This is a genomic window from Mycobacterium sp. UM_WGJ, assembly GCF_000455125.1.
Taxonomy (GTDB): Bacteria; Actinomycetota; Actinomycetes; order Mycobacteriales; family Mycobacteriaceae; genus Mycobacterium.
This window is the reverse complement of record NZ_AUWR01000003.1, coordinates 1-25701: the sequence shown is the minus strand read 5'-3', so window position 1 is coordinate 25701 and position 25701 is coordinate 1. Positions and strand designations below refer to the sequence as shown.

29 protein-coding genes are annotated in these 25701 nt (G+C 66.2%); 12 read left to right on the top strand and 17 right to left on the bottom strand.

Annotated features, from left to right (window positions below):
* Nucleotides 1-54 precede the first annotated feature (54 nt).
* Nucleotides 55-666, top strand: a complete 612-nt coding sequence (locus N416_RS0101170) for a GNAT family N-acetyltransferase (RefSeq protein WP_024440307.1) — start codon at nt 55-57, stop codon at nt 664-666.
* Nucleotides 667-669: 3 nt separating this feature from the next.
* Here the strand turns inward: N416_RS0101170 and N416_RS0101165 are convergent, their stop codons facing one another.
* The 5 genes from N416_RS0101165 to N416_RS0101145 form a co-directional block, all read right to left on the bottom strand.
* Complete coding sequence (locus tag N416_RS0101165) at nt 670-1788, bottom strand: nitronate monooxygenase (RefSeq protein WP_024440306.1); 1119 nt, start codon at nt 1786-1788, stop codon at nt 670-672.
* A gap of 176 nt (nt 1789-1964) precedes the next feature.
* Nucleotides 1965-3398, bottom strand: coding sequence for an alkaline phosphatase family protein (locus N416_RS0101160; protein WP_024440305.1), 1434 nt, complete (start codon nt 3396-3398; stop codon nt 1965-1967).
* Nucleotides 3399-3562: 164 nt separating this feature from the next.
* Entirely contained in the window at nt 3563-5026 is a 1464-nt protein-coding gene (locus tag N416_RS0101155; RefSeq protein WP_024440304.1) for an alkaline phosphatase family protein, read from the bottom strand.
* Between the two features lie 52 nt (nt 5027-5078).
* On the bottom strand, nt 5079-6500 hold the full coding sequence (locus N416_RS0101150) for an alkaline phosphatase family protein (RefSeq protein WP_024440303.1): 1422 nt from the start codon (nt 6498-6500) through the stop codon (nt 5079-5081).
* A 241-nt stretch (nt 6501-6741) separates the two neighbouring features.
* Nucleotides 6742-7467 carry a TetR family transcriptional regulator gene (locus tag N416_RS0101145; protein ID WP_024440302.1) on the bottom strand — a complete coding sequence of 242 codons (726 nt, stop codon included), beginning with the start codon at nt 7465-7467 and terminating at the stop codon, nt 6742-6744.
* A 69-nt stretch (nt 7468-7536) separates the two neighbouring features.
* Here N416_RS0101145 and N416_RS0101140 point away from each other — a divergent pair, with 69 nt between their 5' ends.
* Complete coding sequence (locus N416_RS0101140; protein ID WP_024440301.1) at nt 7537-8601, top strand: ferredoxin reductase; 1065 nt, start codon at nt 7537-7539, stop codon at nt 8599-8601.
* A 19-nt stretch (nt 8602-8620) separates the two neighbouring features.
* Nucleotides 8621-9739, top strand: a complete 1119-nt coding sequence (locus N416_RS0101135) for an acyl-CoA desaturase (protein ID WP_024440300.1) — start codon at nt 8621-8623, stop codon at nt 9737-9739.
* A gap of 8 nt (nt 9740-9747) precedes the next feature.
* Here the strand turns inward: N416_RS0101135 and N416_RS0101130 are convergent, their stop codons facing one another.
* Entirely contained in the window at nt 9748-9960 is a 213-nt protein-coding gene (locus N416_RS0101130; RefSeq protein WP_024440299.1) for a molybdopterin-binding protein, read from the bottom strand.
* Between the two features lie 44 nt (nt 9961-10004).
* Entirely contained in the window at nt 10005-10613 is a 609-nt protein-coding gene (locus N416_RS0101125; protein ID WP_024440298.1) for a TetR/AcrR family transcriptional regulator, read from the bottom strand.
* Between the two features lie 110 nt (nt 10614-10723).
* Between N416_RS0101125 and N416_RS0101120 the strand changes: the two genes are divergently transcribed.
* Nucleotides 10724-12073: a cytochrome P450 gene (locus N416_RS0101120; RefSeq protein WP_024440297.1), complete on the top strand. Its 1350-nt coding sequence runs from the start codon at nt 10724-10726 to the stop codon at nt 12071-12073.
* Between the two features lie 6 nt (nt 12074-12079).
* Here the strand turns inward: N416_RS0101120 and msrA are convergent, their stop codons facing one another.
* Genes msrA through N416_RS21180 form a run of 6 tightly spaced genes read right to left on the bottom strand, consistent with a single transcriptional unit; the run spans nt 12080 to nt 16942 of the window.
* Nucleotides 12080-12586 (bottom strand): peptide-methionine (S)-S-oxide reductase MsrA, encoded by a 507-nt coding sequence (gene msrA / locus N416_RS0101115; RefSeq protein ID WP_024440296.1) that lies wholly within the window; start codon nt 12584-12586, stop codon nt 12080-12082.
* A 17-nt stretch (nt 12587-12603) separates the two neighbouring features.
* Nucleotides 12604-13779 carry a cytochrome P450 gene (locus tag N416_RS0101110; RefSeq protein ID WP_024440295.1) on the bottom strand — a complete coding sequence of 392 codons (1176 nt, stop codon included), beginning with the start codon at nt 13777-13779 and terminating at the stop codon, nt 12604-12606.
* Nucleotides 13779-14891: an alpha/beta hydrolase gene (locus N416_RS0101105; RefSeq protein ID WP_024440294.1), complete on the bottom strand. Its 1113-nt coding sequence runs from the start codon at nt 14889-14891 to the stop codon at nt 13779-13781. The genes N416_RS0101110 and N416_RS0101105 overlap by 1 nt, the downstream gene beginning before the upstream one ends.
* A 4-nt stretch (nt 14892-14895) precedes the next feature.
* A complete protein-coding gene (locus N416_RS0101100) occupies nt 14896-15561 on the bottom strand; it encodes a TetR/AcrR family transcriptional regulator (protein ID WP_051190139.1) in 666 nt (221 codons plus the stop codon).
* The gene (locus N416_RS0101095) at nt 15558-16391 is read right to left on the bottom strand and encodes an enoyl-CoA hydratase/isomerase family protein (RefSeq protein WP_024440292.1); all 834 of its coding nucleotides are present in this window, start codon (nt 16389-16391) and stop codon (nt 15558-15560) included. The genes N416_RS0101100 and N416_RS0101095 overlap by 4 nt, the downstream gene beginning before the upstream one ends.
* Before the next feature lie 11 nt (nt 16392-16402).
* Nucleotides 16403-16942, bottom strand: coding sequence for a VOC family protein (locus N416_RS21180; RefSeq protein WP_024440291.1), 540 nt, complete (start codon nt 16940-16942; stop codon nt 16403-16405).
* A gap of 133 nt (nt 16943-17075) precedes the next feature.
* Between N416_RS21180 and N416_RS0101085 the strand changes: the two genes are divergently transcribed.
* The 3 genes from N416_RS0101085 to N416_RS0101075 are packed head-to-tail and all read left to right on the top strand — an operon-like array spanning nt 17076 to nt 18993.
* Entirely contained in the window at nt 17076-17582 is a 507-nt protein-coding gene (locus N416_RS0101085) for a nuclear transport factor 2 family protein (RefSeq protein WP_024440290.1), read from the top strand.
* Nucleotides 17579-18601: an NAD-dependent epimerase/dehydratase family protein gene (locus tag N416_RS0101080; protein WP_024440289.1), complete on the top strand. Its 1023-nt coding sequence runs from the start codon at nt 17579-17581 to the stop codon at nt 18599-18601. Before N416_RS0101085 ends, N416_RS0101080 begins: the two co-directional genes overlap by 4 nt.
* Entirely contained in the window at nt 18598-18993 is a 396-nt protein-coding gene (locus N416_RS0101075; RefSeq protein ID WP_024440288.1) for a DUF427 domain-containing protein, read from the top strand. The genes N416_RS0101080 and N416_RS0101075 overlap by 4 nt, the downstream gene beginning before the upstream one ends.
* 17 nt (nt 18994-19010) lie before the next feature.
* On the opposite strand, the gene N416_RS0101070 is transcribed toward N416_RS0101075, so the two are convergent.
* Nucleotides 19011-19400: a nuclear transport factor 2 family protein gene (locus N416_RS0101070; protein WP_024440287.1), complete on the bottom strand. Its 390-nt coding sequence runs from the start codon at nt 19398-19400 to the stop codon at nt 19011-19013.
* 64 nt (nt 19401-19464) lie between these two features.
* Here N416_RS0101070 and N416_RS0101065 point away from each other — a divergent pair, with 64 nt between their 5' ends.
* Entirely contained in the window at nt 19465-20391 is a 927-nt protein-coding gene (locus tag N416_RS0101065; RefSeq protein ID WP_036456925.1) for a DNA-3-methyladenine glycosylase, read from the top strand.
* On the opposite strand, the gene N416_RS0101060 is transcribed toward N416_RS0101065, so the two are convergent.
* Entirely contained in the window at nt 20378-20968 is a 591-nt protein-coding gene (locus N416_RS0101060; RefSeq protein WP_024440285.1) for a TetR/AcrR family transcriptional regulator, read from the bottom strand. The two genes, N416_RS0101065 and N416_RS0101060, sit on opposite strands and share 14 nt — an antisense overlap.
* A 187-nt stretch (nt 20969-21155) precedes the next feature.
* Between N416_RS0101060 and N416_RS0101055 the strand changes: the two genes are divergently transcribed.
* The 3 genes from N416_RS0101055 to N416_RS0101045 all read left to right on the top strand — a co-directional run bounded on the left by N416_RS0101055 (nt 21156) and on the right by N416_RS0101045 (nt 23726).
* Complete coding sequence (locus N416_RS0101055; protein ID WP_231383947.1) at nt 21156-21728, top strand: TetR/AcrR family transcriptional regulator; 573 nt, start codon at nt 21156-21158, stop codon at nt 21726-21728.
* 72 nt (nt 21729-21800) lie between these two features.
* Nucleotides 21801-22739, top strand: a complete 939-nt coding sequence (locus N416_RS0101050; protein ID WP_024440283.1) for a class I SAM-dependent methyltransferase — start codon at nt 21801-21803, stop codon at nt 22737-22739.
* A gap of 126 nt (nt 22740-22865) precedes the next feature.
* Nucleotides 22866-23726 (top strand): SDR family oxidoreductase, encoded by an 861-nt coding sequence (locus N416_RS0101045; protein ID WP_024440282.1) that lies wholly within the window; start codon nt 22866-22868, stop codon nt 23724-23726.
* A 34-nt stretch (nt 23727-23760) separates the two neighbouring features.
* Here N416_RS0101045 and N416_RS0101040 read toward each other — a convergent pair whose 3' ends face one another.
* Both N416_RS0101040 and N416_RS23055 read right to left on the bottom strand, forming a co-directional pair.
* Nucleotides 23761-24597 (bottom strand): tyrosine-protein phosphatase, encoded by an 837-nt coding sequence (locus N416_RS0101040; RefSeq protein ID WP_046301051.1) that lies wholly within the window; start codon nt 24595-24597, stop codon nt 23761-23763.
* 81 nt (nt 24598-24678) lie between these two features.
* Nucleotides 24679-24822, bottom strand: a complete 144-nt coding sequence (locus N416_RS23055) for a hypothetical protein (protein WP_105295430.1) — start codon at nt 24820-24822, stop codon at nt 24679-24681.
* A gap of 134 nt (nt 24823-24956) precedes the next feature.
* On the opposite strand from N416_RS23055, the gene N416_RS0101030 reads away from it, so the two are divergent.
* Entirely contained in the window at nt 24957-25604 is a 648-nt protein-coding gene (locus N416_RS0101030) for a TetR/AcrR family transcriptional regulator (RefSeq protein WP_024440280.1), read from the top strand.
* The last annotated feature ends 97 nt before the right edge of the window (nt 25605-25701 follow it).

Sequence of the window (25701 nt, the reverse complement as noted above, 5' to 3'; positions counted from 1 at the left end):
AGCCGCTGATCTTGCTCTGCGCACCGCCCGAATGCGACGCATTAATCTAGCTCCATGGCAATCGACTCGCGGCCCGCGTTGAAATCGGACATCCCCTCGCTGGCGCAGGCGTTGGGGCGCGCGTTCTACGACGACCCGGTCTCCATGTGGCTGCTTCCCGACGACGAAGCCCGCACCGACCAGTTGACGACGTTCTTCGGCACCTCCACGCGGGTTCATCATCTGGCGGGCGGCGGCGTCGAGGTGGCCGACGACGGCGCAGTCGTCGGGGCAGCTGCGCTGTGGGACCCGCCGAATCGCTGGAAGCAGTCGATCTGGTCGCAGCTGCGCATGGTGCCATCGTTGTTCCGGTCCTTGGGCTTCCGACTTACGCAAGGCCGCGCGCTGACCGACCTGTTGGATGCCAACCACCCCGAGGAACCGCACTGGTATCTGGCGGTGATCGGCAGTGACCCGTCCGTGCGGGGCCGCGGCTTCGGACAGGCTGTCATGCAGCCGCGGCTGGATCGCTGCGATGCCGAACTCTGCCCGGCCTACCTGGAGTCCAGCAAGCACGAGAACGTGCCGTACTACGAGCGGTTCGGCTTCCGGGTGATCGGCGAGATCAATGTCCCCAACGGCGGGCCGACGCTGTGGAAGATGTGGCGGGAGCCGCAGACTCCGTAGCGGTCAGTCGCTGACCGAGCCGCCGAGTCGTTCGGCGGCGGCGATGTAGTCCTCGACGAACTCGAACACCACGTCGCGCGCGGGCTTCACCTTGTTCATCAGCCCGACACCCTGGCCGACGAAGTAGGTGGACAGGGCTTGTGCCCCAGCGTGTCCGGTAGCGGCCAACTTGTCGATGCGACGCAGTGTGGGTTCGGCGATCATCGACTGCAGTGGAAGCGGCAGGGTCGGGTGGCCCTTGTCGTTGGGCCGCCACGCGTCAGTCCAATCGGAGATCAGTTGGCGCGCGGGCTTGCCGGTACGTCCGGTGGAGCGAATGGTGTCGCGCGAGGTGGCCGCGAGCATCTTCTGCACGGTGTGCGGGGCGGTTTCGGCCTCCTCAGTGGTGAGCCATACCGAGCCCGTCCACGCGCCGGCGGCACCCAAGGCGACGCAGGCCGCCATCTGCCGACCGGTGACGATCCCACCGGCGGCAAGCACGGGCACCGCGTTGTCGATGGCCTCGATGACTTCGGGAACCACGACCAGCGTGGTGACTTCGCCGCAGTGGCCGCCCGCCTCGGTGCCCTGAGCGACGATCAGATCCACGCCCTGCGCGACCTGCTTGAGGGCGTGCTCTTTGGCGCCGACGAGCGCGGCGACCGGGATCCCGTTGTCCTTGCCGGACTTGATCATGTAGTCCGGTGGCACGCCCAGGGCGTTGGCCATCATGCGGATGGGGTGGGCGACAGCGACTTCGAGCAGTTGTTCGCCGTTGCTACCGGCGAGCATGGCGGATCCCAACCGGGGCTTCTCATCGGGCTCGATGTCATGCTGGGCCAGCAGGTCGGCGATGAACGCCTTGAACTCATCGGGGATCCGGTCGGACAGTTGGCGGCCGGACAGGTTCTCGCCCTTGCCTTCGAATTTGGCGGGCACGATGATGTCGATGCCGTAGGGCTTTCCCTTGACCTGCTCGTCGATCCAGGTCAGTTCCTGATCCAACTGCTCAGGGGTGTAGGCGGCGCCGCCGAGCACACCGAAGCCGCCGGCGTTGGTCACCGCGGCAACCACGTCGCGGCAGTGGCTGAAGGCGAAAAGCGGGAAGTCGATACCGTACTGCTCGCAGATGGGTGTCTTCACGGCGTCGCCGCTCCTTCGGTCAGTGGGGATCGAGAAGGGTGCCTGGCCCCGCGGGGTGAGGCAGTTGCAGCGACGTTATCGCAGCACAGGCGAAGCGGCGCACCTGGTATGGCTCTCGACCGAAACACCGATGCCGCAAGGTCATTGACCATGCGGCATCGGTGCGCGAAGGGTTATCAGCCCACCAGCGCGTCGAGCAGTCCCGACAGGCCGGAGTCGCTGAGGTCGGGAGCCGACAAGCTGTGGTCGGCCAACAAGGACTCGATGATGGTGGCCTCCGATCCTCCCGGGGGCGGCAACGGCGCGTCGGTCGGCTGAATGACTCCCGCGCCGGTCAGGTAGGCAACGCCGCGGGCCATCAGTTGCAGCGCATCCACTGACAGACCACCGAAGAAGTCGTTGACCTGCTGGGCGGCTTGGGCCAGTCCGCTGATCAGGAAGATGTCCTGGTCGACGATTCCCTGCAGGAACTTGTCGATGTCGGCGACCACGCCGTTGAGCAGGTACGGGATGGTGGCGACGACGGTACGGAGGCCCAGGGCGAGGTCGTTGCCGATGTTCGGGTAGCCGTACATCGCGATCGCGTCGGTAAGCGACTGCTTGAGGTCGACCGGCGAGACGATGCTGTTGACGATGCTGGGGTCGGTGAACATCGGGGAGCCGTCGAAGTCCGACCGCAGCGGGACGCCGAAGAGCTGCAGGATGGTCGGGGTGATGTCGGCGATCGAGTAGTTCAGGTTCTGGCTGCCGTCGGTGGCGTTGTCGCCGGCCTGGTCGAAGATGACGAACTGGGTGGTCTCATTCGGCGACTGGAAGCCATGGCCGAAGCCCAGCGACATCTGGTGGCCGTGGTCGGTGGTGATGATGATCGACCAGTCATCGCCGGTCTCGCCCCTGGCGTAGGCGACCGCATCCAAGATCTGCTGGATGTTGGCGCCGACGTTGATGACGGCCTGGGCGTACTCGGCCGACCCGCCGCCGTAGGAGTGTCCGGCCTCGTCCGCCTGCACCTGGTAGGAGAAGATGAAGTTGTCGATGTTCGGGTTGGTCGTGGTCGCCAGGATCTGGGCGATGGTCTGCGACGTAACCTCTGCGTCGGTGTCGGCCCAGCTGTTCTGGAACGGGACGAACAAGTTGTTGTCGGCCCCATAGCCGCCCGCGGCGGCCATGTCGTTGATGTAGTCCCAGTCGGCGATCACCGTGGTCTCGATGTCCGGGTTGTGGTACTCGAGCAGGTTGAACACCGTCGGCCACTTGTCATACGGTTCGGGCTCGAACACGTTGTTGATCACACCGTGCTTGTCGTCCCACACCCCGGTGAGGACCGTCGACCACGACGGACCGGAGATCGTGGTGTGGTTGACCTCGGTCGCGGCACCGGTGATGCCCTGGTCCATCGCGGTCTTGAAGCCGCTGTCCTCGTTGTAGGCGTACTCCAGGATCTTGGAGAGGTTGGTGCCGTCAGTGCCGATCAGCAGCACATGCTGGGCGGCAAGCAGCCAGTCGGCTGTCGTTGCGGACAGCCCCGCCGGCGTCCCGACGACGGAGCCTGTGCCGGCGACCAGGCCGGCGACGGCCACACCACTGAGGAACTTTTTGAGTGTTGTCACGGTCGGACTCCCCCGTCGAGTTGTGCGAGCCAATTGGGCGCAAGACTAACAGTTACCCAAGCGAAAACTCAGCTTTCTGCCCCGAAATTACTCATTTGTGCAGGGTGTTACTGAGGAGGCCAGTGGGTTATCTCACCCGACGGGGCGGGTGTCAGACGAGTTGCTCAGTTCAGCAGGGCGTCCACGTCCAGCAGCAGGGGAAGCTCGGAGCCGTCCAGGTCGGGGGCGCTGAACGCAGGGTCGGCCAGCAAGGTTTCCAGCGATCCGGTGAACTCGGCGGCGCCGGGAAGGGGCAGCGGGGCGTCGTTCGGCGCAATGACACCTGCTCCGGTCAAGTATGCGACAGCGCGGCCTAACTCGTTGGCCACGTCGATCACCAGCCCGCCGACGGTGTTGAACACCCACTGGGCGCCCTGGGCCAGCCCGCTGATCAGGAAGATGTCCTGGTCGATGATTGACTGCAGGAAGTTGTTGACCGGGGGGAAGGCCCAGTCCCGGAGGAAGTAGCCGGCACCGCCGGCCAGCGCACGAAGGCCCAGCATGAGGTGGGTGCCGATGTCGGGATAGCCGTAGGTGTCGATTGCGGCCTGCAGCGCCGCCCTCAGGTCATCGGGGAAGACGGTGCTGTTCAGCAATTCCGGGTCGAGCTGCATGGGGGTGCCGTCGAAGTCCGACCGCATGGGGATGCCGAAGGCCTGCAGAATCGTGGGCACGATGTCGACGGTCTGGTAGGCCAAGTTCTGGGCACCGGCCTGGTCCTCGTTCCCGGCCAGCGAGAACATGATGAAACTGGTGGTCTCGTTGGGTGACTGGAGTCCGTGTCCGAGGCTGAAGCCGGGCAGCTCCGGATTCGCCTGGTGGCCGTGGTCGGTGGTCAGGATGATGGTCCACTTGTCGCCGGTGGCCGCCTCCGCCTGAGCGACTGCCTCCAGGATCAGTTTGAGGTTGGCGCCGACGTTGATGACGGCCTGCGTGTACTCGTCCGACTCGGCGCCGTAGGAGTGTCCGGCATGGTCGACCTGGGACTGGTAGGCGAACATGAAGTTCGAGATGTCCGGATTGGTGGTGGTCGCGAGAATCCGGGAGATGGTCTCGTCGGCTGTCAGCGCGTCCATCTCGGCCGACGTGGAGCCCCCGGAAATGCCGATGATGTTGTCAGCGGGGTAGTTGCCCGTGGAAGCCATCTCGGTGAACAGGCCCCGGCCGGAGATGACCGTGGTCTCGATTTCCGGCTTGTTGTACTCGATCAGGTTGAACACCGACGGCCAGGTTGTGTACGGCTCCGGACGGTAGATGTTGCTGACGATCCCATGCTTGTCGTCCCACACCCCGGTGAGGATGGTCGACCATGACGGCGTGGACAGCGTCTGGTGGCCGGTCAGGCTGGTGATGGCGGTAATGCCCCGGTCCGCCAGCATCTTGAAGCCGCTGTCGTCGTTGAAGGCGTACTCCAGGATCTTGTCGATTCGGGTTCCGTCGGTGCCGAGCAGCAGCACATTCTCGGCGGCCAGCAGCCATTCGGCGGTCACCGAGGACAGACCCGGCGGTGTCCCTGCTGTCGCGGCTCCCGTTCCAGCAACCAGGCTGGCCACGGCCGTAGCGCACAGAAACTGCTTGACCTTCGTCACGATCGGGTCTCCTCGTTGGAGTGGTTGGTGTTGCTGCCGTCGCTTCGGCGGATCAGCCCAGCAGAGCCTCGACATCGAGCAGCTGCGACAGGTCGGCGGCCACCTGGGACAGATCGGAGAACTCGGCGCTGCCCGGCGCCGGCAGCGGCGCGTCCTCGGGCGCGATCACACCCGACCCCAACAGGTGCGCGGCTCCCATTGCCAGCGTGTTGGTCACGGTCACCGTCAGGCCGCCGAAGAAATCGTTGATCTGCTGGGCGACCTCGGCCAGCCCACTGATCAAGAAGATGTCCTGGTCGACGATCCCCTGCAGGAAACCGTCGATCTGGTGCATGAACTTGTCGATGAAGTACGGCACGGACCCGATCACAGTCCGGATGGCCAGCTCGATATCGTTGCCGATGTTCGGGTAGCCGAACATCGCGATCGCGGCGGTGAGTGCTTGTTCGAGATCGACAGGCGTGACGTTGCTGTTCAGGACGGTCGGGTCGTCCACCAGCGAGACGCCGTCGAAGTCCGAGCGCAAGGGGATGCCGAACAGCGACAGGATCGTCGGCGTGATGTCGGCTGTCGAGAAGTTCAGGTTCTGGCTGCCGTCGGAGGCGTTGTCGCCCGCTTGGTCGAAGATCACGAACGACGAGGTCTCGTTGGGCGACTGGAAGCCGTGGCCGATGCTGAGACCGGGCAGGGTCACGGTCTGCTGGTGGCCGTGGTCGGTGGTGACGATGATCGACCAGTCGTCGCCGGTGATCGCCTGCACCTGAGCGATCGCGGCCAGGATCTGTTGGAGATTGGCCCCGAGATTGATGATGGCCTGCATGTACTCCTCCGAGCCGCCGGCGAACTCGTGTCCGGCGTGGTCGGCCTGGCTCTGGTAGGAGAACAGGAAATTCGAGATGTCATCCGGGTTGTCCGCGGTGCCGAGGATCTGGGCGACAGTGAGCGCGGTGACCGCAGCGTCGCTGTCGGCCGGGCTGTCCCCGGCGGGCACGAAGACGTTGTTGTCGACCGAATATCCGCCGGCGTCGGCCAACTTGTTGAGGTACTCCCAATTGCTGATGATCGTGGTCTCGATCTCCGGCTTGTTGTACTCGATCAGGTTGAACACCGACGGCCACGCGTTGTAGGGCTCGGCCCGGAACACGTTATTGAAGACCCCGTGCTTGTCGTCCCACACGCCGGTGAGGATCGTCGACCACGAAGGCCCGGAGAGGGTGGTGTGGTTCACCAGACTGGTGGCGCCGGTGATGCCCTGGTCCATGGCGGTCTTGAACCCGCTGTCGTCGTTGTAGGCGTACTCCAGGACCTTGGAGAGGTTGACGCCGTCGAGGCCGATCAGCAGCACGTGCTCGGCGGTGAGCATCCAGTCGGCAGTCACCGTCGACAGGCCCACCTGGGCCCCTACCGCTGCTCCTGTTCCCGCAACCAGACTGGCGACGGCCGTAGTGCACAGAAACTGCTTCACCTTTGTCACGATCGATTTCCCTCGCCGAAGTTACGCGGACCACTGGGCGGCAAGCCTAGCAGCCGGTCCCCAGGAAAAATTCAGCTTCATGCCGAATTTCCCTCATTTGCCCAGAAAGTTACTGAGGAATCTGCGGTGGTCGTACAGGTGCGGCGCCGCGGACATGGCTCCGCCCCACCGGCCGGTGCTGCCTGAAGCCGGTGATGCCGGCCGGCTTCCCAGGGGTGTTCCGTGCGGCGGGGCGCCCCGCTCAGGGCTTGCTGCGCCAGCCGCCCGCGGCAACCGCGATCATCCGGAGTTGTTTGACGGCAACGGCTTTGATCTCGGCCAGGCTCTCGGCATCCGGGGCGTCTTCGATGGCCTCCGCGGTGACGATCATCGCGTTGACGAACAGTCCCGCCAGGACGTTGAGATCCTCGGAGCTCCAGGCATTGAACCCGGGGAAACGCGCCAGATCCGTGGCCAGCTCGGAGGTGATCAACCGGATCTCGGTGCGGATCGCGTAGCGCAGCACGGTCATCCCGCTGAAGCGTTCCCGGTTGATAAACCGCCAGTACTCGTGACGGGAGGCCACGCTGTTGACCAGGACCTCCACCGAGGACTCGATGACCCGGCTGGGGTCCACCCCGCCGGTGCGGGCGTCGCGCAGTGTCTCGCGCAGTGCTCGAAACGATTCGTCGATGAGCACCAGGCCCAGGGCATCCATCGACTCGAAATGCCGGTAGAAGGCGGCCGGCACGATGTGGGCGGCGCGCGTCACCTCGCGCAGGCTCAGGGCGCTGAAGCTGCGTTCGTCCAGCAGGGTGAGCGCCGCGTTGATGATCGCGCGCCGGGTGGCTTCCTTGCGTTCCTCGCGGGAAACGCGCTCCGGCAGTTCGGGGCGGGGCGCCCGTTCGGGGCGGGAGACACGGGGAGGCCGTTCGGGCCGCGGTGGCCGCGTGCGCCCAGACCGTGAATTCGGCGTACGACTGTTCACTGTTGTGAAGCGTAACACAACCGGCGAACAGCCCTTGACTGTTCGTAAACAAGTGTTCACTGTGTACATATGTTCACTCAAACTTTGACGCGGCGGGTCCTGGGCTCCAGCCTGGTCGATCTGCTCACCGGCCCGCACGGGGTCGACCGCTACACCGAGCTGGTGTCACCGACGTGGACCCGCAACGACGCCCGCGCCCGGGTCGTCGAAGTCCGGCGTTCCACCCCGCGCAGCGTGACCCTGATCCTCGAACCCAACGACGCGTTCGGCTGCTTCCCCCGCTTCCGAGCAGGCCAACACGTCAACCTGTCGGTCGACATCGACGGGCGTCGGCGCACCCGGTGCTACTCGCCGGCGAACGCCGAGGGGCAACGGCTCCTCGAGCTCACCATCGGCCGCCACGAAGGGGGCCTGGTCTCCGAGCATCTGTACCGCAACGCGCGGCCCGGCATGGTCGTCGGACTGGAGAACGTCGGCGGAGACTTCGTGCTCCCGGCGATCCGCCCCCGGCGCATTCTGCTGATCTCCGGTGGCAGTGGCATCACCCCGGTGATGTCGATGCTGCGCACGCTGGCCGCCGAGCAATATGCGGGCCGCGTGACCTTCATCCACTACGCCCGCAGCCGTGAAGAGGCCTGCTACCACGATGAACTTGCCGCCATGCCGCGAGTGCGGGTCCTGCACGGCTACACCCGCACTCCCGAAGACGGCGACCTGCAGGGCTACTTCAGCGCCGAGCATCTTCAGGCCGCCATGCCGAACCCCGAAGCGGTGTACGTGTGCGGGCCGCCGGCGCTGGTGACGGCCGTGCGCGAGCAGTGCCCCGACGCGATCTCAGAGAGCTTCGTACCCCCGGTCTTCACGGTTCCGGCCGACCCCTCCGGCGGGCAGGTCAGCTTCCTCGGCAGCACCGTGTCGGTGGTCGACGACGGCCGAACCCTGCTGGAGCAGGCCGAAGCGGCCGGACTGCAACCGGCCAGCGGATGCCGCATGGGTATCTGCCACAGCTGCACGTGCCGCAAAACCGGTGGCGCGGTGCGAAACCTGATCACCGGCGCGATCTCCACCGCCGAAAGCGAAGACATTCAGATCTGCGTGTCGGTTCCCGTCGGTGACGTCGAAATCGACCTGTAGAAAACGAAAGGAGCCAATCATGACTCAGTCAGTCCTCGAGCAGCCGCAGACCGAGCAGCCACAGGCGCTCGAACAGCCGCAGGTTCTCCAACGATCGGATCTGCCGGCAAATCTCGATGCCTTCGGCGCCGAGCTCGACGCGCTGCGTCAGCGCGTCCTCGACGACCTCGGCGAGCGCGACGCCGACTACATTCACCGGATCATCAAGGCGCAGCGCACCTTGGAGGTCGGCGGACGCGCGTGTCTGTTCTTCAGCATCATCCCGCCGGCCTGGCTGGCCGGCACCGTGATGCTGGGATTGTCGAAGATCCTCGACAACATGGAGATCGGCCACAACGTCATGCACGGCCAGTACGACTGGATGGGCGAACCGGCGTTGTACGGCAGGGACTTCGAGTGGGACAACGCCTGCCCGGCAGACCAGTGGCGGCACTCCCACAACTACATGCACCACACCCACACCAACATCGTCGGGATGGACCGCGATGTGGGCTACGGCATCCTGCGGATGAGCGACAAGCAGCCCTGGGAGCCCTACTTCTTAGGTAACCCGCTCTACGCCTTCCTGCTGATGGTCCTGTTCCAATATGGCGTGGCGGTGCACGAACTGGAGGCCGAGCGCATCCGGGCCGGCGAGATCGGATTCGTCGACAAGAAGGAGATGCTGCTGGAGACCTGGCAGAAGGTACGCCGCCAGACCCTCAAGGACTACGTCGCCTTCCCGCTGCTGGCCGGGCCGTTCGCGCCACTGGTGTTCGCCGGCAACTTGACCGCCAACCTGATGCGCAACGTGTGGTCCTACATGATCATCTTCTGCGGGCATTTCCCTGACGGCACACAAGAGTTCACCGTTGAAGAGACCGAGAACGAGTCCCGCGGGATGTGGTACTACCGTCAGATCCTCGGCTCGGCGAACCTGACCGGCGGCAAGTGGTTCCACATCTTCAGCGGCAACCTGTCGTTCCAGGTGGAGCACCACCTGTTTCCCGACCTGCCGGCGCACCGCTACGCCGAAATAGCGCCGCAGGTGCGGGAGATCTGCGAGCGCTACGGGGTGCCCTACAACACCGGCCCGCTGCTCAAGCAGTTCGGCAGCGTGGTCCGCAAGATCTGCAAGCTGGCGCTGCCCTGGAACTGAAAAGCGGCTCAGTCCACCCCGATGGTGACTTCAGTCGACTTGATGAACACCGTCGCGGGCTGGCCGACCTTGAGGTCGAGATCGAGGGCGGCCTCGCGGGTGACCGACGAGGTGATCACCTGCTCACCGCCGTCGAGCCGGATCTTGACCACGGCCATGACGGCGCCGACATCGAGATCGGTGATGGTTCCGGTGAGTTGATTGCGCGTTGAGAGCTGCATGGTGGTCCTCTCCGATTCTCGGTGACCGATGGATCAACCGTAGATCAGGCTCGGGGTCCCAGCAGGGCAATCGACGCGTCGATGGCCGGCTCGGTGATGATGCCGATGTCGGCGCCGTCCTCGACGGCCAGCGCGGTCAGCTCCCGCAGGCCGCCCAGCAGAATCACCGCCAGCGCCGGACTCAGCGCCGGCAGATTCGCGCGGCGAAATCCCGGACTGCCGCTGAGTTCGATCAGCAGGTTCGACATCAGCTCTAGCCCGCGGCGCTGCGCCGGCCGGGCCACCTCGCCGAGGGAAGGCATGTCGCGGATCCAGCTCAGCGTGATCGCCGGCCGGGACCGGATCTGGGTGACGTAGGCCTGTACCGCCTGGCGGATCTGGACCTGCCAATCGGCCTCGGGATCCACCTCGGTCCTGATACGTAGCGCCAGTTCCTCGTTGTCCACCCGCAGCAGTTCCAGGAGGCACTCCTCCTTGCTGGCGAAGTGGTCATAGAAGGTGCGTTTGGAGGTACGGGCCGCGCGCACAATCTCGGCGACAGTGCTGGCCCGGTACCCGCGCTCGGCGATCGAATCGGCCAGCCCGTCGAGCAGTCGGCGCCGGTAGGGGTCGGCAGTGTTGGCCGCCCGGGTATCGACCGCAGCCACCGTCATCGCCGTACCTCCCCTACGCCTAGCTCTTGCCACTCGTTGGTACTAAAGAGTACCGTGTCCCGCATGCATTGGTACGCTTTGGTACCAGGTATCACGTCGGGAGGCGTCGCATGACCCACACGGTTGCCAGCACGGCCGCGGACGCCGCTGCGGCACAGGTTCACCCGGCCATCAACCTGCCGCCCGGCCCGCGCGCGTCCAAGCTGACCGCGGGAGTGCTGTTCATTCTGTCCCGGCGCCGGGCGCTGCAACGCCTGACCCGTCGATACGGTGCCGCCTTCACCATTGACGTTCCGCTGTTTGGGCCGACGGTATTCGTGACCGACCCGGAATTGGCCCGGCAGGTGCTGCTGACCAGCCCGGACGACCTGGGCAACATCCAGCCGAACCTGTCGCGGATCCTCGGCAGGGGGTCGGTGTTCGCCCTCGACGGCGCGGCGCATCGGCGCCGGCGCAACTTGCTGAGCCCGCCGTTCCACGGCAAGAGCGTGCGCGCCTACGAGCAGATCATCGTCGAGGAGACCCTGCGCGAGATCGCCGGCTGGCCCACCGGAAAGCCCTTCGAGACCTTCGGTCCGATGAACAGGATCACGCTCAATGTCATCCTGCGGACCATCTTCGGAGCCGAAGGCGCCGAACTGGATCAGTTGCGGGCGATCCTGCCCAAGTGGGTGACGCTGGGCTCTCGGCTGGCGGCCTTGCCGATCCCGATTCGCCAGTACGGCCGGTTCACCCCGTGGGGCCAGCTGGAGGCATGGCGTGCTCACTACGACGGCATCCTGGACAAGCTGATCGCCGATGTGCGAGCCGACCCCGATTTCGAGAACCGGTCCGACGTGCTGACCCTGCTGCTGCGTAGCAACCACGAAGACGGTACGACCATGACCCGCCAGGAGCTCGGCGACGAGCTGCTGACCCTGCTGGCCGCCGGACATGAGACCACGGCATCGACCATGGCCTGGGTCTTCGAGCGGCTGAGCCGCTACCCCCAACTGCTCGACGAACTGACCGCCGAGGCGGACGCAGGCGGGAATAGGTTGCGGCGCGCCACGATTCGCGAAGTGCAGCGGGTTCGCACCGTGATCGACTTCTCCGGACGGCATGTTTACGCGCCCAGCATCCAGATCGGCGAGTGGGTGATCCCGCGCGGCTACTCGGTGATCGTCGCGATCAACCAGCTCCACCAGAACTCCGCCGCGTTCGATGACCCGGACGGATTCGACCCCAAGCGTTACCTCGACGGCAGCCCGTCGGCGTTCGAGTGGATGCCGTATGGCGGCGGCACCCGGCGTTGCCCGGGTTCGACGTTCGCCAACCTGGAGATGGACGTGGTGTTGCGGACGGTCTTGGAGCGCTTGGCCATCGAGCCCACCACCGCGCCCGGGGAGAAGTTCCACTCCCGCGGCGTGGCCTTCACGCCCAAGAAGGGCGGTCGGATCACGGTACGCCGCCGGGACTGATCCCGGCTAGCGCTGCGGCTGCAGCTGCCAGTTCGGCCGGATGTAGTGGCAGGTGTAGCCGCCCGGGAACCGCTCGAGGTAATCCTGATGCTCCGGTTCGGCCTCCCAGAAGTCCCCAGCGGGGCTGACCTCGGTGACCACCTTGCCCGGCCACCGGCCGGAGGCCTCCACGTCGGCGATGGTGTCCAGCGCGATCTGGCGCTGCTCGTCGTCGAGGTAGAAGATCGCCGAGCGGTAACTGGTTCCGACGTCGTTGCCCTGGCGGTTACGCGTGGTCGGGTCGTGAATGGCGAAGAAGAACTCCAGCAGGTTGCGGTAGTCGGTGGCTGTGGGGTCGTAGGTGATCTCGATGGCCTCGGCATGGGAGCCGTGGTGGCGGTAGGTGGCGTTCGGGACATTGGGGTCGCCGGTGTAGCCGACTCGGGTGCTCACCACACCGGGCTGCTTGCGGATCAGGTCCTGCATGCCCCAGAAGCAGCCGCCGGCCAGGATCGCTCTCGGGAAATTGGTCATACCCCGATTATCCGCAGCTATCCGCGAGCCGCCAGCGGATAGGAACGGTAGCTGGTCAACACGGCGCTCGGCTCGCGGTGCGGCGGCGCCTGCGCCGTCAACTCAGGGAAACGGTCGAACAGGGCGAGCAGGCCCAAGCGGATCTGCATGCGGGCCAACGGGGCGCCCAGGCAGACATGCGGACCGAACCCGAATCCCAGGTGGCCGGTCTGCGAGCGGGCCAGGTCGAGCCTGTCGGGGTCGGGAAACATCGAAGGGTCTCGGTTGGCGGCCGCCAGCCCGAGCAGGATCGGTGCGCCCGTTTCGATCACGGTGTTTTTCCCGTCACCGACTTCGATCGGGGCGCCGGCCACTCGGGAGATCATCAGGGCGGGGCTGATCATCCGGACCAATTCGTCAACGGCGTGCGGGGAGTCGGCCAGTAGGCCGCGTTGCCCGCTCTCCTCGATCAGCAGCGCGGCCGCCCCGGTCAGCACGGCGGTGGTGGTGTCATGCCCGGCCGACAGCAAGAAGATGGCGTTGTGCAGCAGCTCGTCGTCCGACACCGGCAGTCCGCTGGTAGCCACCACGGACAGCAGATCGTGGCCCGGGTCGGCGCGGCGTAGCTCCAGTAGATCGGCGAGCAGTGCCTTCATCCCGGCGGCGGCGTCGTCCGCGGCGACGAACACCTCGCGTGAGGCCGCCGGTTCCAGCGCCGCGATCAGCGCCATCGACCAGGTCGCCAGATTGTCCAGTTCGCTGTCGGGCACTCCCAGCAGCGTGGCGATCGCTCCCAGCGGCAACGGCTTGGCGAACTCGGCCACCAAGTCGAAGCCATCGGGGTCCAGGCCAGCCGCCAACGACCGGGCCCGGGCGGCGACTTCGGCTTCGAAGGAGGCCAGCGCACGCGGCGTGAATGCCCGTGACAGCGGAGCCCGCAGCCGGCGGTGATCGTCACCGGAACGATAGAACAGGTTGTGTTCCACGTGGGTCAGATACGGGCGGCCCGGATCGAGCTTGCCGCGGTACAGGTTTCGCCGGTCGGTACTGACCCGGTCGTCGCGCAGCATCGCCAGCACATCGGCGTAGCGGGTCAGCACCCACAGCCCCTGGCTGTTGCGGTGCACCGGTTCGGCTTCAGCGAACCGTCGCTGGTACGCCAGCGGATCGGCGTGCAGCTCCGGGTCGCGGAAATCGAAGTCGAGCGTGTCCATCAGGTGCGTTCGGCGATCCAGGACGCCACCAGATCCGCGCAGACCGTGCGGCTGTCCGTCGGCTGCTCCAGGTAGTGGTCGCCGGCGATGAAATGGAGCTGCTTGTCGGTGCTGGCCAACGAGTCGTGGATGTGGTGCGCATCGCTGGGGAAGACGCCGGTATCCGCGGTGCCCTGGATCACCAACGAGGGCAACGTGATCCGGCCCAGGTGCGGAGCGCCCTGACAGAACGACGTCTGCAGGCTCCACATGGACAACCAGGTTCGTAGCGTGCAGTGCGCGGCGATGTTGTACGGCGCGCGGTTGGCGCGCCGCGGGTCGCCCAGGTAGCAGGAGTTCAGCGGACGGTCCGACGGGTCGAGCGAGGCGTCGAGATAGCGCGGGTCGGCCCACACCCGGTGTACCGAGAAGGAGCGGTCGTAGGTGCCACCGGCCTTGAGCCGCTCCAGTTCTGCCTGGGCCCATGCGGTGATCCGGTCATTGCGGTCGCGCTGGGCCTGGCGGTAGCGGGCGATGAATTCCGGGGTATAGGGCGGCGTGTTCTGCTCGGCGTACATGTCCAGCGACGGGTCGCAGGACAGCGGGTCGGTCTCGTCGGTCACCGACGGGTCCATCCAGGCGGTCAGCACCTCCGGGCGTCCGGCGTGGGCCTGGGTGGAAACGTAGAGGTCGCCGGGCGGCAGCGCATTGACCGCATCGGGCACGGGCCCGCCGCCGACTGCGGTGATGTGCGGGTCCACCGACTGCGACTGGTAGGCGGCCATCAACGATCCACCGCCCGAGTTGCCGAGCAAGACGATGGTCTGCACGCCGGCCTGCTCGCGTAACCACTGCACGCCGGCCGCGATATCGAGCAGGGCATGCTCGAGCAGGAACAACGACTCGCCACTGCGATACCGGGTGTTCCAACCCAGGAAGCCGTAGCCGCGTTCGGCGATCAGCGGCGCCAGGTAGTGCTCGGCGAAGTCCACGTTGTAGTGGCTGGCGATCACCGCCACCTTCGGCTTGACGCCGGCCGGGGTCCAGTACAGCCCCTGAGCCGGGTGATAACCGGCGGGGTTCACCCCCGCCGATGCCGAAGTGAGCGAAACGAACTCGCGGGTTACTGCCACTGCATTACTCCTTTGACCTTGACTCTTGATCGCGCCAGCTCACCGAGCGATACCAAGTGTCGGTGAGCGTTTTGACTGCTGCTTCCTCGTCCAGTTCGCGGCCTGCGACGTCGCCGCCGGCCACCAGCCAGACATAGGTGAAGTGGTTGAGCATGGCGACGATGGCCGACCCGACCAGCTCGGGGTCGGCGTCGGTCGCATAGCCCTTGCGCTGCGCCATCCGCACTGTTTGAGCCACCCAGTCGATCGCGTCGGCACACATGTCCCGCCAGCGCTGGGCGAACTCGTCGTTGATCATCGCCAGCTGGAAAACCCCGACCATGACTCCGAGGTGTTCGCGATAGGTATCCCAATGCGCGCGCACCGATTCCTCGATGATGTCGTGCAGATCCTGGCCCGGGTGCAATGCCTGCACCGCACGGCTTTTGGCCGAGGCCCGGAAGTCCTCGGCCAGCGACGCCAGCAGGTCTTCCTTGGATTCGAAATAGTGGTAGAACGACGCGGGCGACCGTTTGGCGGCCGAGGTGATGTCGGTGATCGTCGTTTTGAAGAAGCCCTTGCGGGCGATCACTTCACGGGCCGCCTGCTCGATGCGCGCCTGGGTGTCGCGACCCCGGACGGTGGGACGGGTGATCGACCCGTCCGCGGCCCCGCCGTCCGCGGATGTCATGCCGGTTCCGTCTGGTCCAGGCCGCCCACCAGGTCGGCCAGTTGGTGCTCGCCGGTGGGCGTCTGGCCGCCCGCTGCCAGGAAGCGTTGCATCTTCGGCAGCGCCGTACCGCGGGAAAGCAGCTGGGCGAACGCGGAGCGCTCCACGGCCAGCCCGGTGGCGATGTCCGGGGCGGCCAGGGTGGCCTTGACGTCGGCGATGTCGGCCAGCGGCACCGTGGCGATGCGCTTCACCAGCCGGTCCAGGAAGGGTCCGACGGCGTCGGCGTCCAACGCCCTGTTGACCAGTCCGTAGCGTTCGGCGAGGGCCGCATCGAGGTCGTCGTGGCCGAGGATGACCTCCAGCGCCCGGCCCCGCCCCAGCAGGTGCAGCAGGTGCTGCGGGCCGGAACCGGCCGGGATCACCCCGATTCCGGTCTCGACTTGGTTGAAGACCGCCCGGCCGGTCACCGCAAACCGCAGGTCGAGGTTGACCAGTAGTTCCATCCCACCACCGGCGACCCGGCCGGCGACTACTCCGATGGTGACTTGGTCCAGTGCCCGGAAGGCGCCGACCAAGTCCTGAAAGGAGCCGACGGCCGCCTCGGTGTTCTCGACCGAGGCGGCCAGCAGCGCCAGGTCCACGTGGGCGATGAAGAAGTCGGGGTTGGCGCTTTCCAATACCACCACCCGTACATCGCGGCCGGTGGGCGACCGTAGCCAGTTCACCAGCCGCCACAGGTCGCCCATCATGGTGGCGTCCATCAGGTTGATCTCGCCGTGGCCGATGCGGACCCGAGCGATCGGACCGTCCGTGGTGACGGTGAGCGACGTCAGCGAATCGAGCGCCATGCGCGGCCGGCTCAGCCGAGCTGGGTGGTGGTCGTCTTCGACGTGACCACCTTGGGATCAGCGGCCCGCTCGGTGCTGTTCAGCAACTTGTGCGCCTGCTCCGGGTCGGGTTCGAACCCAGGGGTGTCCCGGCACAGTTCGATCATGATGCCGTTGGGGTCCAGGTAGTACAGCGAGTGGCACCAGCCGTGGTCGACGTCCATCAGCGCCTTGATGCCGGCGGCGTCCATCCTCGCCCGGACTTCGTTCTGTTTCTCCTCGGTGGCCCGGAAGGCGAAGTGGTTCACCCACACCGGCAGTCCGTTCGGACGCGACAACGAGCTGGACCAGTCGGGCTTCTCCCCGACGCCGTGCAGGTCGAAGAACGCGATGCACGAGCCGTCGCCCAGGTCGTAGAAGACGTGCCGGAAGAAGCCTTCTTGCAGGTGCTCGACTTCGGTGTGCACCAGCGGCAGTCCCAGCAGGTCTTCGTAGAAGTGGTTGGTGGCCTCCAGGTCGGCGCAGGCGTAGGCGGCGTGGTGCAGACCGACGGTGGGCTTGGGGGACGTCACAGGCTGCCGAACCTCCTCACGGCCCGCGGTGGGCCGACGGCGTCACGGTAGCACTGCCGGTGAATATAAACCCAGATTCGATTCTAGCCGTGGACCCTCGACAACCTTGCTAGAACGTGTTCTAGTTCTTGGCATGACGAAACCGCAGTTCAGCCGCGCAGAACTCGCGGCCGCATTTGACGTGTTCGAGCAGACCGTCGCTCGCGCCGCCGAGACCCACGACTGGGATGCCTGGGTCGCGCACTACACCCCCGACGTCGAATACGTTGAGCACGCGATGGGCACCATGCACGGCCGCGACGAGGTGCGCAGCTGGATCCGCAAGACCATGTCGACCTTCCCGGGCAGCTATATGACTGAGTTCCCGGCCCTGTGGACCGTCATCGACGAGGACGGCGGGCGGGTCATCTGCGAACTGGACAACCCCATGCGCGACCCGGGCGACGGCACCATCATCAGCGCCACCAACATCTCGATCGTCACCTACGCCGGGGACGGCCTGTGGTCGCGCCAAGAGGACATCTACAACCCGCTGCGCTTCGTCGCCGCGAGCATGAAATGGTGCCGCAAAGCCCAGGAACTCGGCACCCTCGACGACGAAGCGGCCGCCTGGATGAAGCAGTTCGGAGGAAACGCATGAGCCGCAAGCCCAAGCTCGTCATCGGAGCCAACGGCTTCCTGGGATCGCACGTGACCCGTCAGCTCGTGGACGCCGGAGAAGACGTCCGGGTGATGGTGCGCCCCAGCGCCAACACCATCTCCATCGACCACCTCGACGTCACGCGGTTCCACGGCGACATCTTCGATTCGGCCACCCTGGCCGAGGCCATGGCCGGGTGCGATGACGTGTACTACTGCGTCGTGGACACCCGCGCCTGGCTGCGCGACCCGAGCCCGCTGTTTCGCACCAACGTCGAGGGCACCCGCAACGTCTTGGAAGTCGCCTCCCGGAAAGAAATAGCCGCCGGCCTGCGCCGATTCGTGTTCACCAGCAGCTACGCCACCGTGGGCCGGCGTCGCGGTCACGTCGCCAACGAGGACGACATCATCGACCCGCGCGGACTGACGCCCTATGTCCAGTCCCGGGTGCAGGCCGAAGAGCTGGTGTTGCGCAGCGCCGAAGCCGGCCTGCCCGCCGTCGCGATGTGTGTGTCCACCACCTATGGCGACGGCGACTGGGGCCGGACCCCGCATGGTGCGTTCATCGCCGGAGCAGCATTCGGCAAGCTGCCGTTCCTGATGAAGGGGATCGAGCTGGAAGTGGTCGGGGTCGACGACGCCGCCCGCGCGATGATCCTGGCCGCCGAGCGTGGACGCAACGGCCAGCGCTACCTGATCTCCGAGCGGATGATCGCGCTGCAGGACGTGGTCAAGATCGCGGCCGACGAAGCGGGTATGCCGGCGCCGTCGCGGTCGATCTCGGTACCGGCGCTGTACGCGCTGGGCGCACTCGGCAGCCTGCGGGCCGGCCTGACCGGCAAGGACGCCGAGCTGAGCCTGAAGTCGGTGCGGATGATGCGTGCCGAAGCCCCGGTCGATCACAGCAAGGCGGTGCGCGAACTCGGCTGGCAGCCTCGACCGGTTGAGGAATCGATCAGGGAGGCCGCGCGTTTCTGGATGAAGCTGCGCAACGCCAAGAAGCGAGGTTCCCCGGCATGACACACGGCCATTCAGGCAGACGCCCGATACACATCCCGACTGACGAATACCCGATCACCGTGAACCCCACCGGTAGGCGGGTCACGGTGCGGATCGGGGACGAGATCATCGCCGACAGCGCCAACGCGCTCACCTTGCAGGAATCGAATCACCCTGCGGTGCAGTACATTCCGCTGTCCGATGTCAAGACCGACCTGCTGGCCCGCAGTCAGACCACCAGCTACTGCCCTTTCAAGGGCGATGCCGCCTACTTTCATGTCACCACCGCGGCCGGCCGATGCGTCGCCGACGCGATCTGGACCTACGAGCAGCCCTTTGCCGCGGTTGCCCCGATCGCCGGGCACGTCGCGTTCTACTCCGACAAGGCCGACATCAGCGTCGCCGACGCCTGAGGCTCGGCAGAGCTGCTCTAGAGCCCCAGCAATTGCCCGGCGAACCGGGTGTCGGTGTACTCGCGCACCGAGACGATCCGCCCGTCCTGGGTGTCGATGATGTACGCCAGCGGGCTGTCATAGTGCGAACCGTCGGCGGCGCGACAGTCGCCCAGCGCTTCGATCACCACGGTCTCGTGTTCGTTGATACACCGGACCAGCTCCAGGTTGATCCGCAAGCCGGCACGACGCTGTTCGACTTCCAGCCGCAGCTCGTCTTTATCGACGGCCTGACGCGTCAGGATGCTCCACCAGGTGAAGTTGTCGCTGACCAGCGCAAAAATGTCGTCCAGGTCGTCGTCGCCGCAGATGCCCTGGAGAAACATCCATGCCAGTTCCGCCTGCGGATCATCGAATGGGGTGGCCACTCCTCCATCGTGACCGGGCGGCGCGAAGCGGTCAACGACGACCAGCGATACCTATGATCGCGTCATCAGTAATTCGTTTCGCCGTACCGTCGCTTTTCCCGGCCCGGCCAGCCCCGCGCTGACGCTGGGCCCACTGCGCCGCGGGCCGGGCGACCCATGCCTGCAGGTGGTTGACGGCGCCATCTGGCGAACCAGCCTGATGTCCAGCGGACCCGTGACGGCACACATCGTCCAGGTGGCACCCGATGCGGTGGACTGTACGGCCTGGGGTGCCGGCGCCCCGGAGTTTCTGGACGGTGCGCCGGGCCTGTTGGGCGCCCACGACGTCGCGACCGACTTCGCGCCGACCGAGCCGATGGTCATCGCCGCCCATCGTCGCCTGCCGCACCTGCGGCTGGTGCGCACCGGCCGGGTGCTGGAGGCGCTTATCCCGGCCGTGCTCGAGCAGCGGGTACCGGGTGCCGACGCCTTTCGCGCCTGGCGGTTGCTGGTCACCGAGTTCGGATCACCCGCTCCCGGCCCGGCGCCGTCGCGAATGCGAGTGCCGCCGTCAGCGCAGACCTGGCGGAGCATCCCGTCCTGGACGTTCCATCGGGCCAACGTCGACGGCGGGCGCGCGCGCACCATCGTCAGTTGCGCGGGTCGAGCCGATTCCCTGGAACGGCTGGTTTCCCGCCCTGCCGCGGAGGCCCGGACGGCACTGATGTCGCTGCCCGGCGTCGGCGAGTGGACCGCGGCGGAAACCGCGCAGCGCGCGTTCGGCGATGCTGACGCCTTATCGGTCGGCGACTATCACCTTGCGACGATGATCGGCCGCACACTACTCGGCCTGCCGCTCGACGCGGTGTTCACCGACGAAGCCATGGTCGAACTGATGGAGCCGATGCGGCCGCACCGGCACCGCGTGGTTCGGTTGCTGATCGACAGCGGGCTCGCTGTCAGCAAACGACGCGGGCCACGGCTGGCCGTGCAGCGGATCAGCTCGCTGTAGACGGCTTGCCGGGCGGGTCAGCGGTCGCCGTGGCAAACCTCCCGGAGTCGAGCGCGTCGAGCAACTGGGCGGCGATCCACTCGAACGTCGACGGGTCGCGCGGCAGCAGAGCCTGCTCGTAGCCGATCAGCAGGTAGATCGCCCAGTTTGCGAACAGCTGCGCCGGGCGTTTTTCGTGGAGGACTTCCTGCGCCGATTCGAAGAGGATGTCGAAGCGTTGCTGATCCACTTCGGCCTGCACCGCGTGCACCCGGGCGTCGGCCGAGCTCCAGGAACGGATGGCGGCTTCGGCCCCGTGGGGCAGGGTCAGGCCGATCTGAATCAGGCTATCGAGGCGCTGCCGCGGGTCGGGTATCGCGCGTACGAACTCCACATGCTGGAGGGTGCGCTCATCGAGCCAGTGTTGAACCAGGTCACGGGTGTAAACGGGCCAGCTGGTGAAGTAGTGGTAGAACGAGCCCGTCGTCACGCCGAGCCGGTTGCAGACTTCGGCGAGCTTGAGGCCGCCGTAGCCCAATTCGGACAGCACTTCGAAACCTGTCTCGAAGTACGCCTGTCGAGAGAGAACCGCGCCCATAAGTCGACTTTAGTTCGCTGGGCTCCGTTGGCATACAGCACGGCTGAGTCTTAAGTGAATCTTGGTAGTTCCGATTTTTCTGGGGTTGGCAGCTACGGCGTGCCACACTTGTTCAGTGCGGGATGCGGTTTTTCGCAGGGTGGGGCGCCCCCGCGGGGCGCGCTCTGGCATGACCAGGGAGCGCATCGTGACAGCCGCGAGCGGCGTCTTCGGCGAGTTCGGCTACCACGCGACAACGTTTCAGGCGATAGCGGAGCGGGCACAGCTGACCCGCCCGGCGATCAACCACTATTTTCCAAGCAAAAAACTGCTGTACCAGGCTGTTCTGACGCAGGCTGAGACCCTGTTCGAGCACGCCGTCGATCAGGCCCGCGCCGAGCCGACTCTGGTCGGACAGTTGGCCTCGGTCATCGTGTGCTTCACCCAACTGGGCGAAGAAGACCGCACAGTGGCGGCGTTTGCGGTGACCGCTGTGGTGGACGCTCAGCGCGACCCGGCGCTGAAGTCATTGGTCGGCGACATCCAGGGCCCGCCGCGGGCGTTTCTGGCCGCGGCGCTCACCGACGCCGTCGACCGGGGAGAGCTGGTCTCCGACTCGGGTATGGGCGAGCTGACCGAGATGCTGTTGGCCGTGTTGTGGGGGATCGCGTTCTATGTGTCGCTGGTCGGCAATCAAGTGGCGGCGGCGGGGGTGGTGGCCACCCTGCAGGCGCTGTTGACCCAGGAACTCTGGCAGTTGCGTCAGCCAGCCGACGGATAAAGTTAATAGCCCGGCTAACTTTCATCGGTACTATCGCGTGCGACACCGGCCGCGACCAAGCGAGGTAACCCGATGAGCGCACTCCGTACCCACGACGACACCTGGGACATCGCCACCAGCGTCGGCTCGACGGCGGTGATGGTGGCCGCCGCCCGCGCGTCCGAGACGGCGAGCGTCGATCCGCTGATCAATGACCCGTACGCCGAACTCCTGGTCGCCGGGGCCGGTACCGGGATCTGGGAGTTGCTGCTCGACGACACGTTGGTCGACAAGGTCGAGGCCATCGACGCCGAGGTCGCCGCGGTCTATCACCACATGCGCAACTACCAGGCGGTCCGGACCCACTTCTTCGACGCCTTCTTCGCCGACGCGGTCGCCGCCGGCATCCGTCAGGTGGTGATCCTGGCCTCCGGGCTGGACTCGCGGGCCTACCGGCTGGACTGGCCTGCCGGCACCACCGTCTACGAGATCGACCAGCCGAAGGTCTTGGCCTACAAGGAGCAGACGCTGACGGCCAACAACGTGACGCCGGCCGCTGAGCGCCGCACGGTGGCCATCGATCTGCGGCAGGACTGGCCGGCCGCGTTGACCACCGCCGGTTTTGATGCCGCGGCCCCGACCGCGTGGCTGGCCGAGGGACTGCTGATGTATCTGCCCGCCGAGGGCCAGGACCGGCTGTTCGACCAGGTCACCGCGCTGAGCGCTCCGGGGAGCCGGATCGCGGCGGAGACCGCGGGTAACCACCGCTCGGACGAGCGGCGACAGCAGATGGCGGAACGGTTCAAGAAGATCGCCGAGACGGTCGGCCTGACGCAGAGCCTGGACATCCAGGATCTGATCTACTCCGACGAGGACCGCGCGTCGGTGCGGGGATGGCTCGACGAGCACGGCTGGCAGGCCGCCTCACAGCCCTCCACCGCCGAGATGCGTCGGCTGAACCGCTGGGTCGACGTGTCGGTGACGGACGATGCGGACGCGTTCTCGGAGTTCGTCACCGCAGTGCGCAACTGACTCGGCATGCCCGACCCGACATAGCGGACTCGATTCATCCCCCGTATACAGAGAAGGCCTGGAAGTTGGCGCTAGGCCTTGTCTAGGTCTGTTCTAGCGTGGCGATCGAATCGAGGAAGGAAACTGATGTCCGGAGTGCAGGATCGTGTTGTCGTCGTCACCGGAGCCGGTGGTGGGTTGGGCCGCGAATACGCCCTGACCTTGGCCCGCGAGGGGGCCTGTGTGGTGGTCAACGATCTCGGTGGTGCCCGTGACGGCACCGGTGCCGGGCACAATATGGCCGACCAGGTAGTCACTGAGATCAAAGAGGCTGGCGGCCGGGCCGTCGCCAACTACGACAGCGTCGCCGACGCCGAGGGCGCGGCCAACATCATCAAGACTGCGATCGACGAGTTCGGCAAGGTCGACGGCGTGGTCAGCAACGCCGGCATCCTGCGCGACGGCACCTTCCACAAGATGACGGCCGAGAACTGGGACGCCGTGCTGCAGGTGCACCTCTACGGCGGGTACAACGTGGTGCGCGCGGCGTGGCCGCACTTCCGCGAGCAGAGCTACGGCCGCGTGGTCGTCGCCACCTCCACCAGCGGGCTGTTCGGCAACTTCGGGCAGGCCAACTACGGTGCGGCCAAGCTCGGCTTGGTCGGCATGATCAACACGCTGGCCATCGAGGGCGCCAAGTACAACATCAAGGCCAACGCGATCGCCCCGATCGCGGCAACCCGGATGACCGAGGACATCCTGCCGCCGGAGGTGCTGGCCAAGCTCAAGCCCGAGTACGTCGCACCGGTGGTGGCCTACCTGTGCACCGAAGAGGTCGCCGAGACCGGCTCGGTGTTCATCGCCGGCGGCGGCAAGGTGCAGCGGACCGCGCTGTTCGAGAACGCCGGTGCCACCTTCGAGAACCCGCCGTCGGTCGACGAGATCGCGGCGCAGTGGTCGACGATCGCCGATCTTTCGGCGGCCAAAGCGGCCAGCTTCTCGCTGTAACCGCCGGTCAGATTCGGGACGCGGCGCGCTGCTGTCAGCCGAGCAGCGCGCCGCGCAACCCGTCGCGGTCGGCGTCAGTGACGCCGGCGACCTGCAGGAACCCGTCGAGCGAGCCGAAGTTCTCCTCGATCGAGTGTTCGGCGGCATCCAGATAGTCAGCGCGCACACCGAGCACCTCGTCGGAGAGCCGCGCTTCGGTGAAGGTCAGCACCTCGGGCGTGATCTCAGCCTCGGGCCGCGACCGGATCATCTCCATGATCCGATCGCGCAGCACCGGCACCGCGGCGTTGCTGCGCAGGTAGTCCTCGATCACGGCATCGCGGTCCACCCCGGCCGCGCGCAACACCACGGAGACCACGAATCCGGTGCGGTCCTTACCGGCGAAGCAGTGCGCGAGTACCGGCCGACCCTCTGCCAGCAGCGACACCACCCGCTGCACCGCCCGCCGGGACCCGGCCAGGGTAGGGAAGCGCGCATACTCCTCGAGCATGTAGCGGGCGGCGACGTCGGCGGCGGAATCCTCGTCGGGCTTCTCGGCCATCATGTTGCGGAACGCGTCCTCGTGCGGAGCCGAACTGTCCGGTGACTGGTCGCCGGCCAGATCCGGAAAGGGCAGCAGGTGGATGCCGACACCGGCGGGTACCAGCCCCGGCCCGCGGCGCGTGACTTCGCGCGGTGACCGCAGATCGGCGACGTCAGACACCCCGAGTCGCAGCAGTTCTTCGCGGCCCCGGTCCTCGAGGCGACTCAGTTCGCTGGACCGGAACAGGCGGCCGGGGCGCAACGCGCCGGTGGTCTCGGCGACGTCGCGAAAATTCCACGCCCCGGGCAGATTCGGCTGGGAGGTCACCCGGCCACGATAGGACACCATGCCGGCGGCCTAGCCGTTCAGACGCGAAACGACCCCCGATCCGCGCGGATCAGGGGTCGTCAGGACGAGTCGTTGTGGCGTTTAGACGGGCGGGTAGTTCTGCGGGGGGTAGCCGCCGCCGCTCTCGACGCCACGAATACCCCAAGTCAGGTACTTGAAGAAGAACTCGGCCTCGTCGCTCAGCTCGTAATCCGGATTCGGATCGTAACCGTAACCAGGACCCATGTCGTCAACCCCTTAGCTTGGATTTCCACCACTTTAGTCGGCCCGTCAACGGTGCGACAGCGGACTGCCTAGAATCCTTCCAACCAGTTGATTGACACGCCGATGACACCGGCCTGGCCGAAGAGTGAGTGGACATGGCAAACGGCAAGGCTACGCCGGGGGGATCTTCCCAGACCCCGTCTCGTCGCGAGGAGTTGCTCGCGGTCGCTACCAAGTTGTTCGCCGCCCGCGGCTACCACGGCACCCGCATGGATGACGTGGCCGACGTGGTGGGGCTGAACAAGGCGACGGTCTACCACTATTACGCCAGCAAGTCGCTGATCCTCTATGACATCTACCAGCAGGCTGCGGAACGGACGCTGGCGGCCGTTCACGACGACCCGTCGTGGACCGCACGCGAGGCGCTGTACCAGTACACCGTGCGCCTGCTCGACCAGATCGCGGTCAATCCCGAGGGCGCGGCGGTCTACTTCCAGGAGCAGCCCTACATCACCGAGTGGTTCACCGAGGAGCAGGTCGCCGAGGTCCGGGAGAAGGAAGCCCAGGTCTACGAGCACGTGCATGGTCTGATCGACCGCGGGATCGCCAGCGGCGAATTCTATCCGTGCGACTCGCACGTGCTGGCGCTGGGCTACATCGGTATGACGCTGGGGGCCTACCGCTGGTTGCGGCCCAGCGGACGGCGCAGCGCCAAGGAGATCGCCGCGGAGTTCAGTACGGCGCTGCTGCGCGGGCTGATCCGCGATGAGACGATCCGGGTCGAGTCGCCGCTGGGAGTGTAGAGCCGCGGGGGCGCACTAAGGCGGAGGTCCATCTCGCTGGGCGAGGTTGTGGGCGCGTTCGGCCTCGATGCACCGGAGTCGGTCTTGGGTGCGGGTG